The organism is Xenorhabdus poinarii G6 (assembly GCF_000968175.1).
GTDB lineage: Bacteria > Pseudomonadota > Gammaproteobacteria > Enterobacterales > Enterobacteriaceae > Xenorhabdus > Xenorhabdus poinarii.
Genome location: NZ_FO704551.1, coordinates 2,032,204 through 2,048,699, shown reverse-complemented (window position 1 = coordinate 2,048,699; position 16,496 = coordinate 2,032,204). Strand labels below are relative to the sequence as shown.

Annotated in this window: 17 protein-coding genes; 10 read left to right on the top strand and 7 right to left on the bottom strand. The window is 41.7% G+C overall.

The window, feature by feature from the left end; genetic code table 11:
- Positions 1-57 precede the first annotated feature (57 nt).
- A complete protein-coding gene (locus XPG1_RS09535) occupies positions 58-771 on the bottom strand; it encodes a LexA family protein (RefSeq protein ID WP_045958868.1) in 714 nt (237 codons plus the stop codon).
- A gap of 99 nt (positions 772-870) precedes the next feature.
- On the opposite strand from XPG1_RS09535, the gene XPG1_RS09530 reads away from it, so the two are divergent.
- From XPG1_RS09530 to lldD, 8 genes are all read left to right on the top strand, one after another.
- Positions 871-1,092, top strand: coding sequence for a Cro/CI family transcriptional regulator (locus XPG1_RS09530; RefSeq protein WP_045958867.1), 222 nt, complete (start codon positions 871-873; stop codon positions 1,090-1,092).
- 86 nt (positions 1,093-1,178) lie between these two features.
- Entirely contained in the window at positions 1,179-1,631 is a 453-nt protein-coding gene (locus XPG1_RS09525; protein WP_045958866.1) for a DUF2335 domain-containing protein, read from the top strand.
- A 474-nt stretch (positions 1,632-2,105) separates the two neighbouring features.
- Positions 2,106-3,236, top strand: coding sequence for an ISAs1 family transposase (locus XPG1_RS09520; protein ID WP_045958865.1), 1,131 nt, complete (start codon positions 2,106-2,108; stop codon positions 3,234-3,236).
- On the top strand, positions 3,226-3,651 hold the full coding sequence (gene ybiA, locus XPG1_RS09515) for a riboflavin biosynthesis intermediates N-glycosidase (RefSeq protein WP_084717294.1): 426 nt from the start codon (positions 3,226-3,228) through the stop codon (positions 3,649-3,651). Before XPG1_RS09520 ends, ybiA begins: the two co-directional genes overlap by 11 nt.
- A 114-nt stretch (positions 3,652-3,765) precedes the next feature.
- Entirely contained in the window at positions 3,766-4,377 is a 612-nt protein-coding gene (locus tag XPG1_RS09510; protein WP_045960644.1) for an RBBP9/YdeN family alpha/beta hydrolase, read from the top strand.
- Between the two features lie 279 nt (positions 4,378-4,656).
- Positions 4,657-5,577 (top strand): LysR family transcriptional regulator, encoded by a 921-nt coding sequence (locus XPG1_RS09505; RefSeq protein ID WP_045958864.1) that lies wholly within the window; start codon positions 4,657-4,659, stop codon positions 5,575-5,577.
- A 420-nt stretch (positions 5,578-5,997) separates the two neighbouring features.
- The gene (locus XPG1_RS09500) at positions 5,998-7,590 is read left to right on the top strand and encodes an L-lactate permease (RefSeq protein WP_045958863.1); all 1,593 of its coding nucleotides are present in this window, start codon (positions 5,998-6,000) and stop codon (positions 7,588-7,590) included.
- Between the two features lie 39 nt (positions 7,591-7,629).
- The gene (gene lldD / locus XPG1_RS09495; protein ID WP_045958862.1) at positions 7,630-8,772 is read left to right on the top strand and encodes an FMN-dependent L-lactate dehydrogenase LldD; all 1,143 of its coding nucleotides are present in this window, start codon (positions 7,630-7,632) and stop codon (positions 8,770-8,772) included.
- 75 nt (positions 8,773-8,847) lie between these two features.
- Here the strand turns inward: lldD and XPG1_RS09490 are convergent, their stop codons facing one another.
- Complete coding sequence (locus XPG1_RS09490) at positions 8,848-9,636, bottom strand: PhzF family phenazine biosynthesis protein (RefSeq protein WP_045958861.1); 789 nt, start codon at positions 9,634-9,636, stop codon at positions 8,848-8,850.
- A gap of 181 nt (positions 9,637-9,817) precedes the next feature.
- Here XPG1_RS09490 and XPG1_RS09485 point away from each other — a divergent pair, with 181 nt between their 5' ends.
- A complete protein-coding gene (locus XPG1_RS09485) occupies positions 9,818-10,252 on the top strand; it encodes a hypothetical protein (protein ID WP_231852991.1) in 435 nt (144 codons plus the stop codon).
- Between the two features lie 254 nt (positions 10,253-10,506).
- Here XPG1_RS09485 and XPG1_RS17600 read toward each other — a convergent pair whose 3' ends face one another.
- The 3 genes from XPG1_RS17600 to XPG1_RS09470 form a co-directional block, all read right to left on the bottom strand.
- Complete coding sequence (locus tag XPG1_RS17600; RefSeq protein ID WP_045958859.1) at positions 10,507-11,133, bottom strand: LysE family translocator; 627 nt, start codon at positions 11,131-11,133, stop codon at positions 10,507-10,509.
- 163 nt (positions 11,134-11,296) lie between these two features.
- Complete coding sequence (locus XPG1_RS09475) at positions 11,297-12,271, bottom strand: LysR family transcriptional regulator (protein ID WP_231852990.1); 975 nt, start codon at positions 12,269-12,271, stop codon at positions 11,297-11,299.
- 94 nt (positions 12,272-12,365) lie between these two features.
- Positions 12,366-13,310, bottom strand: a complete 945-nt coding sequence (locus XPG1_RS09470) for a Kdo(2)-lipid IV(A) acyltransferase (protein ID WP_045958858.1) — start codon at positions 13,308-13,310, stop codon at positions 12,366-12,368.
- Positions 13,311-13,752: 442 nt separating this feature from the next.
- On the opposite strand from XPG1_RS09470, the gene trhO reads away from it, so the two are divergent.
- Positions 13,753-14,811: an oxygen-dependent tRNA uridine(34) hydroxylase TrhO gene (trhO, locus tag XPG1_RS09465; RefSeq protein WP_045958857.1), complete on the top strand. Its 1,059-nt coding sequence runs from the start codon at positions 13,753-13,755 to the stop codon at positions 14,809-14,811.
- A gap of 123 nt (positions 14,812-14,934) precedes the next feature.
- Here trhO and bssS read toward each other — a convergent pair whose 3' ends face one another.
- Positions 14,935-15,186 carry a biofilm formation regulator BssS gene (gene bssS / locus XPG1_RS09460; RefSeq protein ID WP_045958856.1) on the bottom strand — a complete coding sequence of 84 codons (252 nt, stop codon included), beginning with the start codon at positions 15,184-15,186 and terminating at the stop codon, positions 14,935-14,937.
- Between the two features lie 235 nt (positions 15,187-15,421).
- Positions 15,422-16,474, bottom strand: a complete 1,053-nt coding sequence (pyrC, locus tag XPG1_RS09455) for a dihydroorotase (RefSeq protein ID WP_045958855.1) — start codon at positions 16,472-16,474, stop codon at positions 15,422-15,424.
- Positions 16,475-16,496 lie beyond the last annotated feature (22 nt).

Sequence of the window (16,496 nt, the reverse complement as noted above, 5' to 3'; positions counted from 1 at the left end):
GCTCGATATTTTGACAAAATTGTTTTTTCGATGGAGTCAGTCATTTTAGGTGCTAATTTAAGGCAATTTCCCCACTTTCGCTTCCATAACCACCCCGACAATCTGTACATGATCGTTGACGGGAATCATATTGTATTGGGGATTCAACGGTTTTAAATATTTATCATATCCTTCTGTAATCAGTTGCTTGAAAGTTAGTTCTTTCTCGCCATCGAGTTTTGCGACGACTAAGTTATTGGGAGCAGGTTTCACTTCTGGATCAACTAAAATGATCATACCTTGCGGTATGCTGAGTCCATTCGGTGATACCATTGAATTGCCTTTGACTTCCAGCCAAAAAGCACGTTGTGAACACTCAATCGTGCTTTCATATATTGTTGCAATGTGGTTTGTCTGGTATTTAGGCGCGGGATCTTCACACCAGTGACCTGCATTGACCCAATCGAGTAGTGGGTACTGTTTGCGGGAGAACAGATAACTGGCAAATTCAACATTATCACCATAGAGAATGGCGACAAGTTTTCTGGCTTGTTTATCCAGTGATGGGCTGAAATCTGCAATTCGAACGTTCAGTTTTTGGGCAAAAAAAGCCGCCATCTCCAAATTAAGGGCATTTATCCCATTGAGATAGTGTGAAATTGCACTTTGTGTCTTGCCAATTTCCTCTGCAAGTATTTCCTGAGAAATACCGAGCTGTTTTTTCCTGGATTCAAATAGCGCTTTTAAGCGTGCTGCTTCGGCAAGTTGTTCTGCTGTGAGTTTCTTTTTCATAGACTCATTTTAATACCAACGCTATTAAAATGATAAATACTAAAAGTATTGAAATATTTATTACTTTGGATATTATTTTGTGAGCGAAGGAGAAAGTGTATGGAAAAGATCCCATTGTCAGAATATGTGAAGTTGAATGGTCAAGCGAATGCAGCGCGTTTGGTGGGCGTTCATCAAACTGCGATCAGTAAGGCATTGCGTTCAGGGCGTCAAATATTTTTGATTCGTCAAAAAGATGGCACCTACAAGGCGGAAGAATGCCGTCCGTTCCCAAGTCAAAAACAAAGCATATCGCGATCAGGAAAAATATCAGAAGTATAATTAATTGATATCTATTATGGGTTGAACTTAATTAATCTACTGATTTTATTAACGTATTTTTGCTGTATATTACTGATGGAGAAGACGTGAACGCGAATATTAGTCATTACTTCAGAGCGATAGGGAGCATTCTCGATATTATGCCCACAAATGATTACCATGATGCTTTAGAAACGCATTCACTCAATAAATATTTGGCTGAAAACAAGGAAATTTCCTATTGTGTTGGTTCATTTCCATCTCCTGATGAGTTAAAAAATTATGAATCAATTTTACCAGGGTACACCGAGAGGGTGTTTTCTCTGAGAGAAAAAGAGCAGGTTTTTCAACATGAAAAGCAAAATAAGGCATTGAATGGATTAATAAACAGGGATAGAAGAGGGCAATGGATGGGCTTTTTTATTGCGATCTTTATCCTCATTGTGGCGACGATTTTTGCTTTCCGAGGCGAAATGTTATTTGCTGGGACTTTAATCACGATTGATTTGGTGGGGTTGGCGGCGGTATTTGTTCTCGGTCGTAAATTAACGATGAAATAACTTAAGGATAATATGAAAATTTATTCAAAAAAATAGGCCATTGCTGGCACTGACTATCGTTGACATAAGTTATTTTTGTTTAAGTTTACTTTGGTATTCTTATTTATTTCAATGAAATGGGTGTGATATTTATCGACAAACATAAAAAAAATTGTATGATAGTGGTTGTTATTTATTAAAGCTAATTTATTGTGTTATGGAGAATTAATATGGATGTTAAGACCTTGTGTTGTTTGCATCAATCAGGAAAAAAACTGAAATATCTTTTTTTCTGGGGACATAAGACCAATCATTCCAACCAAATCACTAAATCTTGTCTAAGTCAGTGGTATCTGGCTCCATTTATTATTGATGATGTAAAATATACCAGTGCGGAACACAGGGCAAGATCGCGAATGTTTTTTAGCCAACGGTAAATTAAGTTGATTCGAGTAAATAGCTGTGATCTTATACTCTCTTTTGAGAGTCAATACCATGTACCTTGACAGTTTCACTGACCATTTCTCCGATATCGAAGACCCACGTCAGACGGCCAAAGTGGCCTATCCTTTATTTGACATTTTGTTTGCCACCCTTTGCGCGATTATTGCGGGGGCGGAGGGCTGGAGTGATATTCAGGAATATACTGAAGGCCATCATGACTGGTTTCTTAAACAAGGTATGTTCAAAGAAGGCGTTCCTGTTGATGACACCATTGCCCGGGTCCTTTCTCGCATCAAACCAGAACAATTTAATCTCTGTTTTATCAACTGGATGCGTTCTGTTCACCAACTCACCAAAGGGGAATTAGTGGCGATCGACGGTAAAGTATTGCGTGGCTCTTATCATCGTGAAGATCGTTATTCAACTCTCCACATGGTGAGTGCTTACGCCGCTGCAAACCAACTCGTCATTGGTCAGGTCAGAACACAAAGTAAGTCAAATGAGATCACTGCCATCCCTGAACTGATTAAGTTATTGGAACTGAAAGGCGCCCTCATTTCCATTGATGCAATGGGATGTCAAACCCAGATAGCCCGGGACATTATTGAGGCGGGCGCTGATTATTTGCTGAGTGTGAAAGACAATCAGAAAAATCTCCACCGTGTAGTCAGGGAGGCACTGGCGGGACAACTCTCCGGGTCATTGACAAGAGAAAAAGTACACATAGAACAGGGGCATGGACGTATTGAAATTAGGCAAAGTCATGTCATGGATGCGAGTTCATTAGTCGCCCATTTCCCGGAATGGCCTGAATTAAAAACAGTTGGCGTGACAGTCGGATACCGGCAAGAAAAAGGAAAATCCGCCAGCCTGGAATACCGTTACGCCATCAGTTCAGCAGAGTTAACAGAAGAACAGTTTGCTCAGGCCATACGTAGCCACTGGCAGATCGAAAATAATCTTCACTGGATACTGGATGTCTCCTTTCGGGAAGATGACTGCAAAATTTACCGTAAAAATGCAGCGGAAAACATCGCGATATTGAGACGGGTCGCGTTAAATATGTTAAAAAAAGAAACGACTAAATTAAGTATCAGAATGAAACGTAAACGAGCCTGGATGAAAATCGGCTTTTTGGAGCAGGTATTACAAGCAGGGTTTTCCGGTTTGGATGATATTTGAACATTCATGCGGTTGCCCTAGTGCGGAACATTATATGATGGCAGAGAAAGCGCGTTTGTTTAATGATGCCGAAGCACTGATAAAAATTATCAATGCAAAAACTTCAGGGGCAGCAAAAGCCTATGGGCGTGAAATACAAGGTTTTGACCAATCAGTTTGGGATGAACACCGGTTAAAAATAGTGATTGAAGGAAACTTAGCAAAGTTTTCTCAAAATAAATCATTAGCAGAATTTTTATTGAACACGGGGGATAAAATATTAGTTGAGGCTAGTCCGGTCGATCGCATTTGGGGGATCGGGTTGGCAGAAGATACTGTGAATATCCATAATCCGTTGACATGGAATGGTTTGAATTTATTAGGGATTGCACTAATGGCGGTGCGCGATAAGTTAGCGGCACCAAAAAAGACATAAGTAAAATCCAGACTGCGATTATCTATAATTCCTTGACTTATATCAGTCATAAGTGATTAATACTCAGGTGGTTTACCTCCTTAAATGGATGAATTATTACGTGGGATAAAATCAATGACATCAGAAAAAATAAGTCGTCACGGTCTGTTTTCAGGCAAAAAAATCATTATTGTTCATGGGTATATGGCTTCATCTTCATCACATTGGTTTCCCTGGTTAAAAGAAAAACTGCAGCAACAAGGTGCAGAAGTGATTGTCCCGACAATGCCTGAATCCTCGGCGCCTGAACCTGAAGCATGGGCAGATATGTTGATGGATATCGTGCCTGAAGTCGATAAAAACTCGATTTTTATTGGTCATAGCCTCGGTTGTATTGCTGTATTACGACATCTCGAATCGATACGTTCTCGGTATCGTCATCTTGGTGGATATGTTTTGGTGGCTGGGTTTGATTCTCCTCAACGCACGTTACCAGAGTTAAATACTTTTACTGTTGAACCGTTAGATTATGCTTTCTTACGTGAGATCACTGAACACCGTATTTCACTCATTTCTGCTAATGACGATATTGTTTCCCCGCAATCTTCCCTGAAATTGGCGCACTCTTTACAAACTGAAGTGATTAATGTTGCTAATAGTGGACATTTTCTTGATAGAGATGGCTTTACTCATCTGTTACCTGTCTATGATATTTTGAAAAGTATGTTAACAGAAAAAGGCGCTTAAATAGCGCCTGTCGGTGGTAAGGTGAAATGATTATTTTAAACGCTGTTTTATGCTATCTGATATTCGATGAGGAAGTTAAATGTCATTTTCTAAGAAATGCATGATGTATCGGATGGGTACTTTGCTTATTGATGATAAAAATAATCGCTTGGTTTATCTGGATGTTGGACATAATGTCACGATATCGTGACATAAGTATATTATTGATTTATGACTGACAGCGTTTAAACTGTCTGCCTTGAATGCACATTGAAGTACACAAATTAAGTAGATAAAGTGATGTTATTTACCCATGAATATGCAAACGATTTGATCTTGTTTGCCTTGATTGTCGACTGTGGGTCTTTCAGTAAAGCGGCAGAAAGTGCGGGTATCACGAGTTCAGTTATCAGTAAACGTATCGGGCGTTTGGAAAAATCGCTTGGCGCTCGTCTATTATATCGTACTACCCGCAGTCTTACTTTAACGGAGAATGGACGGGAACTTTATCAACATGCCAAAGAAATCAGTATACGGATCCAGGATGCATTACATGTTGTCAGTGAAAAAAGTGACGAACTCGCTGGTGTGATTCGGATGTCTGTACCCACCGTATCAGGTGAATTACTTTTGAGTGAGAAAGTAGCTGAATTCTGTAGCCTTCACCCAAAATTAAAAGTTGAAATACGGTTGGAAAATCATTTTGTTGATTTGGTTAATGAAGGCATTGATTTAGCCATTCGTACCGGCACAATGCCAGATTCCAGTTTGATCGCCAGGCCGATATTAAATTCGCGTTGGGTCATTGTCTGTTCTCCCGGTTATTTGGAGAAACATCCGCAGCCACAATTGGCGGAAGATCTTCTCATGCATAATTGCCTGACTTATATCCATCAGGAAAGTGGCACAGCCAACTGGTTAATGAAGCGGCCAGACAGTGGTGATATTTATGAATTACAGGTAAACGGCAATTTTTCTTCCAATAATGCCTTGGCAATTCGTAAAGCTGTATTAGGTGGATTTGGTATTGCGATGGTTCCGCGTGTTATGGTGTATGAAGATTTGCAGGCGGGGAAGTTGCTGGAAATCCTGACAGGATGCAGCGGCAAAGTATTAGGTGTCTATGCTGTTTATCCTTATACCCGGAATCTACCCTTGAAAATCCGAATGCTGATTGAGCATATCATGATTTCTTACAACAATATCAGTCATTATTTCTAATCTTTTTCGCTGCCGGAATAGCAATATCCTCATTATATTTCAAGATGCCTTTATTCTTCCTCGCCTAACGAAGGAGAGGATAAGGTGTATGCTCGTTCGCCACAATGCAGGCCAGAATTTGTTAAGCATCATCGGCAGAGATTATCTCATTTTTGGCGATAGTCTATTGAAAATTCATGTCTAATTAATGTGAGTTACCTATTATTTCAATTGAATAAATTATTTTATCTATTTGATTTTTTAATAAATTATATTGTTAACGATTAAGTGGGCTAGTCCGCGTCAATGGGTATTATTCCCCTTGATTAAAAATCACAACGTAGGAGCTTCGGAATAATTGTGATTATAATGGCGCTGTTTTGAATTAACTTTTTAGTTACATTTCTTACTCTATATAAAAATAGCCACTTTGAGGAATCTATGCCCTTATTTTTCAGCATTGCTCCGATTGTCCTGCTGATTTGGATGATGACTAAACGTCATGGTATTCCATCCTTTATTGCTTTGCCGTTAACCGCCGCCATGGTGTATTTCATCCAATTATTTTGGTTTGGCACTCAACTCACATTATTACATGCCAATATTGTTACCGCGCTGATTTCCGTTTTTACACCTATTACGATTATTTTAGGCGCAATATTACTGAATAAATTGATGCAAATCAGTGGGTCTGAAAATGTTGTGCGCAATTGGTTAGAAAATATCAGCCCAAATCCCGTGGCTCAATTGATGATCATTGGTTGGGCGTTTGCTTTTATGATTGAAGGTGCCAGTGGTTTTGGCACACCGGCCGCGATAGCCGCGCCGATCCTGGTCGGTTTAGGATTTAATCCTTTACGAGTTGCTTTGTTAGCTTTGGTGATGAACTCGGTTCCCGTCTCTTTCGGTGCAGTCGGCACGCCGACCTGGTTTGGTTTTACCAACCTTGGCTTATCGGATGACAGTTTATTAGACATCGGGCGACTGAGTGCGTTAATCCACTTTATTGCCGGTTTTGTTATTCCCCTGTTGGCGTTACGTTTTATTGTCTCATGGCAAGAAATTCGTCAAAACATCTTGTTTATCTTCTTAAGCATATTGAGTTGTAGCGTGCCTTATCTCCTATTAGCTCAGATCAATTATGAATTTCCGGCGTTGGTCGGCGGTGCTATTGGGCTGGCTTTATCCGTCCTCCTTGCTCGCCTGCGGATTGGCATAAAACGCGAAGAAAACCACGAAGAAAGAACAAATTCCGGGCAGGTTGTCCCTTTTCACCACGTGATTAAGGCCATGCTCCCGACCTTGTTATTGATTGGGATCTTGATTGTCACCCGAATTCATCAACTGGGTATCAAGGCATGGCTGAATAGTGCTGAGATCAACTGGCAATGGCATTTGGGCTGGTTGGGTAATTTGAGTGTTAGCAAATCTTTCGTGATCAGTTTGCAGCAAGTTTTGGGGACAACCGCTTCTGCCAGCTACAAGACACTATATGTGCCGGCCATTATCCCGTTTCTTCTGGTGGTATTGGTATGCATTCCCTTGTTTCAACTGAACCGCCATCAGGTAAAGCAAATGTTCCGTGAGACAGGCGCGCGTATTTCTAAGCCATTTATTGCGTTATTGGGTGCATTAGTGATGGTGAACATGATGATGTTAGGCAATGAAAATGCACCGGTAATAATAATAGGTAAGGCTTTAGCCGCAATGACAGGTGAAAGTTGGTTATTGTTCTCTTCGTTTTTGGGCGCATTGGGTTCCTTTTTCTCCGGTTCTAATACCGTGTCTAACCTGACATTTGGTGGAATACAATATTCCATCGCGCTGAACAATGGCATGAATGTCAATTTGATGTTGGCTCTGCAATCCGTTGGTGGAGCGATGGGCAATATGATTTGTTTGAATAACATTATTGCGGTTTGCTCTATTTTAGGGATCACCCATGCAGAAGGCCAGATTATGAAAAAAACCATTTTGCCTATGCTGGTCTATGGGGGAATTGCGGCTGTGATGGCTTTGATTCTGGCATCGTGAGACATGTGCGAATCACTTTTTAACATTAAGGTATATATTATGATTATTTCCGCTTCAACTGATTATCGGGTTGCAGCACAGGCCAAGTTACCGCCTTTTCTGTTCCACTATATTGATGGCGGAGCCTATGCAGAGCATACCCTTCAACGTAATACCGCAGATTTAGCCAATATTGAATTACGTCAGCGTGTGTTGAAAGATATGTCCGAATTAAGCCTGGAAACCCACTTGTTCGGAGAAAAAATGTCGATGCCGGTCGCGCTTGCGCCGGTGGGACTATCGGGCATGTATGCTCGTCGTGGTGAGGTACAGGCAGCTCGTGCTGCGGCTAAAAAAGGCATTCCGCTTACCCTGTCGACGGTATCCGTATGCCCGATTGAAGAAGTTGCTTCTGCCATAGATCGTCCAATATGGTTTCAGCTCTATGTATTGAAAGATCGTGGCTTTATGCGCAATGTCCTGGAAAGAGCACAGGCGGCAGGCGTCAAAAACCTGGTATTTACCGTTGACATGCCAGTACCGGGCGCCCGTTATCGTGATGCTCACTCTGGTATGAGTGGCCCAAATGCGGCGATGCGTCGTATTTTGCAGGCAATAACCCATCCTCAATGGGCATGGGATGTAGGGTTGTGGGGGCGACCTCATGATCTTGGCAATATCTCCGTATATCGCGGCAAACCGACGAAATTGGAAGATTATATTGGCTGGTTGGGGAATAACTTTGATCCATCCATTTCATGGAAAGATTTGGAGTGGATCCGTGATTTCTGGAAAGGGCCGATGATTATCAAAGGCATATTGGATCCGGAAGACGCCAAAGATGCGGTGCGTTTTGGGGCTGATGGCATTGTGGTGTCAAATCATGGCGGGCGTCAGCTTGACGGTGTTTTATCAACAGCCCGCGCGTTACCTGCGATAGCCGATGCTGTCAAGAATGATATTACCATTCTTACCGATTCTGGTATTCGAACAGGGTTAGATGTCGTGAGAATGCTTGCTCTGGGCGCTGATAGTGTTTTACTGGGGCGTGCTTTTGTTTATGCGCTGGCCGCCGCAGGTGAAGCAGGTGTTTCCAATTTGCTGGATCTGATCGATAAAGAGATGCGGGTGGCCATGACGTTAACGGGGGCGAAAACCATCGCAGACATTAATTCGGATTTGTTGGTACGTCATCACGTTTAACCCATTTTCATGGTGAACCAGCCATTATGGTCAGCAGAGTACACGCTACTGACCATAATGATTAAAAATAAGACATTATATATTTTCGAACAGTATTTCACCTCGTGAAAAAAGTTTTGCTTTACCCGTCAGGTAAACACGATCTCCCTCTATCCGACATGACAGTTCACCCCCGCGTTCGGATAATTGACGAGCATGAAGCTCGGTTTTATTAAGGCGTTTCCCCCAAAAAGGAGCGAGGACACAATGGCTGGAGCCAGTGACGGGATCTTCGTTGATGCCTTTGGCAGGGGCAAAATAACGTGAGACAAAATCAGCCGATGAATCGCCAAGCGCAGTTATGATCAGTCCCGGCAGGGGCAGGGCAGCCATTTTATCGAAATTTGGTTGGGTATTGATGATCTGTTCTACACCATCCAGCACACAAATATAACGATCATGCGAAGTGTACACGGCGGAAACATTTTGTCGTAGAACATCTAGTATCACCGGAAGGAGTGCGTTTTCTTTATGGTAATCAGCGGTAGGAAAATCTAATGTAAAAACACCCTGTTGATGTGAAACGCGGAGTCCACCGGCACGGCTTTTGAAGGTGATTGGTTGATCTTGATAGTGATAATATGTCACGAGAACAAATGCAGTTGCCAAGGTTGCATGCCCACATAAATTCACTTCGACTTTTGGGGTAAACCAGCGTAGATGATTGTTGACCAGAAAAGCCGTTTCCGAAAGACCTATTTCAGCGGCGATAGAAATCAGCGTTTCATCTGATGGCCATTGGTCTAACAAAACAACGGCGGCAGGATTACCAGAAAACACGCTTTCAGTGAAGGCATCAACATGGAAGATAGGATATGAATGCATCAGAATCTCACTTATTTTTTATAATAAAAAAACCAAATACAGAATGTTGAAATGACATTGATTTGTAAAGAATTATCTTGTCTGAATGTAAAATGTACAAAAATTGGCGTATTGACCTCAGGTGATAATGATCATTAAATAATAATTTGTTGTTACAGTTCCCCTAAGGAAAGAGATGAAAATGAAAGGATCTTATTGCCTATTTTTGGCTTTGTCAGTGTGGTTTTCCCAAGCGCTGGCGTTGGATTTTAGTTACAAAAGCGATATCCCTACGGATAATAAACCTTCAGAAGACTACCTGCAGAAAAGAAATAAACTCAGTCATGAAAACTGGAAGTCGGAGAAACTGGCTGAAGCTAATGCCTTAGCTGAGAAGGGAGAGAATGAACGTCAAGAGTACCTGGACAAGTTTGAGCGGGAAAAGAATTTGTCGTTTTCTTATGACTGGAACGAAGGGCAATTTAAGACGTCTCCCGGCTCGCATAATCATGCTCTCCAGCATTTCGGAGAGCAATCCAAACGTCATTGCTATCGAGCAACAAGGCAGAGATTAGAGAGAGAGCAGGGAAACGGGTATTCCTATACTGATATTAGTGATGCTTGCTCTCATTTTTAATTTCTGAATTCGCGGGTCATAAACATCATTTCAATACATTGTTGAAACTGGCGATGGAAACGCTGAAATCAGGTATGCAACTGGCTGAAATGGCGAAAGGATTCGCAAACTTAGCCGTAACGGATGTAAATCAGCCATCGTTTATTTTTTCATGTTGATGCATGATGTTCAGTATCGGCATGTCAATTTTTCTGTCTAACTATTCAATACAATGTCGTATTGAGGTTTGGGATGTTCGCCGTCAGAATGTGAAATTAATTAATCGCCAGGTTAATGGCTAATATTATCAATATTAAACAGGTGATTTTATTCAGTGCAGTTTGTATTGAGGGTTTATTGGTGATCACCTTGTTTAAAAATCCAGATAAATAGGATATAAATGTCAATGCAATAAAAGCAATAATCACAAATAATAACCCCAAAAATAATAATTGCATTGAGAACGATAGGGCAATTATTTTGTTGTCAGTAAACTGAGGTAAGAACGCTAAAAAGAAGATAATCACTTTTGGATTGGATAAATTCATTATCAATCCTCTTTTTATGAGTTTCCTTGTATTACTAAAATTGATGGTATTGCGATTAAGTGGTATCGGCTTGGCCTTGAAAACTGACCAGGCCAGATAGCTGAGGTAAAGTATTCCAAATACCCTGATCGTTTCGAAGGCGATTGTATTATTTTTTATTATTGTGGCAACCCCGAGTGAAATTAGTGAAGTATGTATGATTAATCCGGCACACAGGCCGATGGTAATAAATATGCCTGATTGACGCCCATTTATTGCCGATTGACTTAAAACGAAAAGATTATCAGGGCCTGGTAAGAAGCACAGGCAGGTTGAAATACAGATAAATGTAATGAGTGTTTCTATCGGAAACATATTGATTACCGTTGTTGTATTCATTGATTTTGTGGTGAAATCACTTTTCCACCGTTTTTACGTTATGGTCTATGCGATAAAACAGTTGCTTGTAAAGAGACGCTGATATCAATCCGTGCAGATTATCTTAATGTAAGAAAGTGACTGACAAAAGGTGAGAAATCTACTTGCGGGTATGAATTAATGTCATACCGTGTTCGATAGTGCTTTCAAGATGGGTTTTGATAAGAGGAAAACAGATATCTCTGAACCATTTGTGCTCTGAATCCTGGTGATTTTTAGCATGCCATAGCAAATAGTATTGCTGTTTTTTGATATCAATAGGAAGTTTTTTTATTTGTAAATCATATCGTTGGGCAAAGTCAGCCGCAATATGCAGTGGTATGGTTAACAGGGTGTCTGTTTTCAACAGTAGTTCAATGGCTGCCTGAAAAAAAGGAACGATAGCGAAAATACGACGATTGAGATTCATCATTGCCAGCGTGTGATCGACAGGGCTATTTTTATCTCCGCCACCGCTAATCAAAATATGTCGGGCTGCAATATAGTCGTTAACCGTGATAGGGCGATAAGATTTGGCGTGAGTCTTTCTCAATACAACGACAAGCTGATCTTCTGCCATCATTTTGCCGTATAAATTATCCGGCACAGCGTCGGCAATCGTCGCGACCAAATCAACATGTTGTTCTGCAAATTTGTTGAGATTGTCTTTATGCCACAATTTATATTCAACACTGACGTCAGGTGCATCCATTTCCATCTTGGAAACAATGGATGGTAAAATAGCCTGGGCGACGTAATCACTCGATGCGAAAATGAATTTTCTTTTGCAACGGCTTGGTTCCATTAATGTGGGGGCATAGAGATCATCTAATTGCTGCATCAATACGGGCAGTAATTCTTTTAGTTTTTCGCCTTTTGGGGTGAGAATAAATTGATTGGCTTCCCTTACGATAAGTTTGTCATGAAAATCTTCACGCAGCTGATGTAATGTTTTACTCATTGCTGACTGCGTAACACCTAATCTCTTTGACGACTCGGTGAGATTAAGTGTTTGTAATATTGATATCAACGCGGGCAATAATTTGTAATTATTCAAAATAGGTTGTCCATATATAAATGGTCTGATGATGATCACGGTATGGATAATTTAAGTGAATTTCGGCTAAAAATTAAATCCAATGATTGGAAAAAGTATTGGCTGTTATTTAAAAATAACAGCCAGATTGTGTTTATCTGTGAATATTATCGTTATCACCATACAGGGATGGCATCCCTTCAGGTCGGGTTTTGAAACGGCGATGCAACCACATATATTGGTCAGGTGCCTGCATAATTTCCTGTTCGATCACTTTATTCATGAAGGTTGCTGCTTCTACCTCATTTTCCAGAGGAAAGTTCTCTGCTGCGGGTTGAATAATCAATTCATAACCCTCTCCATTGGGTAATCGGCGAGGGGTAAAAGGGATCAGGGCAGGTTTAGCCAAACGGACGAGAATTGACGTTCCTGTCGTCGTTGCAGCATGTTCAACGGCGAATAATGGCGCAAAAACACTGTTACGTGGGCCATAATCATGATCTGGGGCATACCAAACAATTTCACCGTTTTTCAGGCATCGCACCATGCCCTTAACATCTTTCCTGTCCAGCATGTATTTATTGGAACGGAGCCGACCCCAGGTTTGTAACCAATCCATAACCGGATTGTCATTCGGGCGATAAACGCCAATGCCTGGGTTTAACATACCAAAGATCCGGGCGCCTAATTCCAGTGTCAGAAAATGAATCCCAATGACAATAATGCCTTGACCTGTAGCTTGTACTTTTTGGATATGTTCGCGCCCGGTGACGTTAAACCAGCGCTTGATTCTCCAGTCTGGCCAAAACCAGGCCATCCCGGTCTCAAACACGCCCATTCCGACCGATTCGAAATTTTTGACTAACAATGCATGCCGTTTCTCTGCGGGCATATCAGGGAAACAAAGTGTCAGGTTGCGTTCTGCCACTTTGGCGCGTTTTTTCAAAATACGCTGTGATAATCGGCCCAATCGGGTTCCTATCCAGTAAATCACGGGATAAGGCAGTAAAACCAGTAAATAAAGTATGCCGATACCTAGCCAGGTCAGCCAGTAGCGGGGGTGTAATAATGAACGACGAAAAGGAGGTGCTTGTATCATATGTTTTCAGTATGTAGTTAGTATTCAATCTGTCGGTAATCATCGATACCTAAATGAGATAGGCTCTAAACGTTATATTGGCGTATTGTGACATTTTTTAGTGGAATATCGAAACATTGAGGCACTAAAAACTTAGTTTGTCGATAATTCATGCGATTGATGCATTGATTGGTCAAGATCCTCCTGTTGTTGCCCCCCTTTATTATTTACCGGAATGAGCCGGTTCATAGGGGGTTTTTGGGCAGGGCAGTCGATTCAGGGCAGGGATTGATAGATCTCGGTCACAGGAAAAAGTAATATTGTAGAAAATAAAAAGCCCAAGTGTGACCCAAAAAGGTTTTTGATTAAAAATTGTCGCTAATAGTCTCGTGTGTCCATGCTGTGGACATCAATAGACATAAATGTATCAATCCCCATAAACTACAAGGATATTTTGAGCACCATGCCAGTGTTACATAACCGTATTTCTAATAAAGAGTTGAAAGAGCGCATGTTGGCGGAAACTGAGCCGCGCACGACGATCTCTTTTTATAAGTATTTTACCATCGCTGAACCACAAGTTTTTCGTGACAGTCTGTATCAAAAATTTACTGAACTCTCTGTTTTTGGCCGGGTTTACATTGCTAAAGAAGGTATCAATGCGCAGATTAGCGTACCTTCCAAAAATGTTGATGCATTGAAAACATTGTTAGAAGAGGCGGATCCGGCCTTATTGAATTTGCGTCTTAACATTGCGCTGGAAGATGATGGTAAGTCATTTTGGGTGTTGCGGATGAAAGTGCGTGAACTGATTGTTGCTGACGGTATTGACGACGACACGTTTGATCCGTCTAAAACAGGCGAATACCTGAAAGCGGAGCAGGTTAACCAAATGCTGGATGATCCTGAAACCGTTTTTGTCGATATGCGCAACCATTATGAATATGAAGTCGGGCATTTCGAGAACGCGATTGAAATTCCATCAGATACGTTTCGTGAACAACTGCCAATGGCGGTAGAAATGCTGAAGGAGAATAGGGATAAAAATATTGTTATGTATTGTACTGGCGGGATTCGTTGTGAAAAAGCGAGTGCTTATATGTTGCATAACGGTTTTAATAAAGTCTACCACGTAGAGGGTGGCATTATTGAATATGCGCGTAAGGCGAAAGAACAGGGATTACCCGTCCGGTTTATCGGTAAGAACTTTGTCTTTGATGAGCGTATGGGCGAACGTATTTCTGAAGACGTTATTGCTCACTGTCATCAATGCGGAACCACATGTGATAGCCATACCAATTGTCAGAACGATGGTTGCCATTTGTTGTTTATCCAGTGTCCTTCCTGTGCCGCGCGTTTCGACGGTTGTTGTAGCGACGCTTGTCGTGAAGAGATGAAACTGCCTGACGATGAACAACGTATTCGTCGAGCAGGAAGAGAAAACGGGGCTAAGATTTTCAATAAATCCCGCTATCGGCTAAATGGCGGTTTGGATATAACATCGCTGCAATCGATTAAGTAGCCATTTTCACCGTTTAAATCGTCGGTTTATCCGCCTGCATTTATTCTCCCTCACAAAACGAGGGAGAGAGGACACCCACGATATTGGGTGTCCAGGTGAATGGGTAATCATTTGAATTTCGTGTTAATGTTTAGTGTGATCGAGTTGGTTATAGACTGAGCCTTCTATTTTCTCAATTCCGGCTTGTAAAATGAGGATAAGCTGTTTCGCTACACTTGTTGTTAACCATAACGTTTTATCAACGCAGATATTTTCTGCGGCTTGATCTTGGGTGGATACGCAATGAAGACGTATCATGATGGCATCATAGGCATCGACGGTGCTGATCTCCCAACCGACAACAGGATGCGTCTGAATTATTTCATTTTTTTCCATAATAATCTCCTAATCAGACCACAGCATCATTATTGATATCATTGACTAAGAGCAAGAAGGCTCATTGAAGATAAGTCTCCAGCAGTATAAACTTTTTGTGCGAGCTAAGAAGTGAAAAGAGCAGGATTTTTTGTATTCAAACTGACAGGCGTTATTGTAAGTTATTTCAATTGATGATAAGGGTGAGATTGTGCGGAAATGACGCATTGTTTCCGCACAAACTGGCGTGATTAGGTTATTCACATACCTTTACATCCCATCCGGCATCTTCTCCGGCGAGAAATGGAATTAATTTTTCATCACCACATTCGATATATTCATCGACGGGGGTCGGTTTGCGTGTGAGTTCGATAAAGCCATCATTAATGGGTAAACCATAAAAAGCAGGACCATTTAAGGAACAGAAGGACTCAAAATGTTCCATTGCCCCGATTTTTTCAAAAACGGTCGCATAGGCCGCCAGGGCTGTTGGTGCGTTGAAAACACCGGCACAGCCACAAGCAGATTCTTTGCGGTGTTGTCCATGAGGCGCGGAATCTGTCCCTAAGAAAAAACGCTTACAGCCACTGGCCACGGCTGCCCGGAGTGCTTCCTGATGAATGTTGCGTTTGAGTACGGGTAAGCAGTAAAGGTGAGGGCGAATACCACCAACCAGCATATGGTTACGATTAAACATTAAGTGCTGTGGTGTGAGTGTCGCACCTAATTTATCGTTGCCTGCAAGAACATATTCCGCGGCTTCTTTGGTGGTGATATGTTCAAAAACAACTTTTAATCCAGGGAACTGCTGATGCAATGGTTTCATGACCTGGTCGATAAAACGCGCTTCCCGGTCAAAAATATCAATCTGAGAGTCGGTGACTTCCCCATGGATCAGCAATGGCATGCCCATTTTTTCCATGGTCTCTAATAATGGGTAAATTTTCTTGACGTCAGAAACACCGTGGCTGGAGTTCGTGGTGGCATTCGCCGGATAAAGTTTGCAGGCGGTGAAAATCCCTTCTTTATAGCCTATCTCAATTTGATCACGGGTTGTTGAGTCTGTCAGATAGCAGGTCATGAGCGGTTGGAAGTGATGATCTGACGGGATTGCTGCCATTATCCGATCTCTATAGGCTTTGGCGCTGGCAATATCTGTCACTGGAGGGACAAGGTTAGGCATGACGATAGCTCGGCCAAAAAAACGGCTGGTATGGGGAACAACGGTTTTTAGCATCTCCCCATCACGGAAATGGACATGCCAGTCGTCAGGACGGCGGATTTTAATAGTGTATGATTTAGTGGTCATGAAACCGGCTCCAGAATAGAGG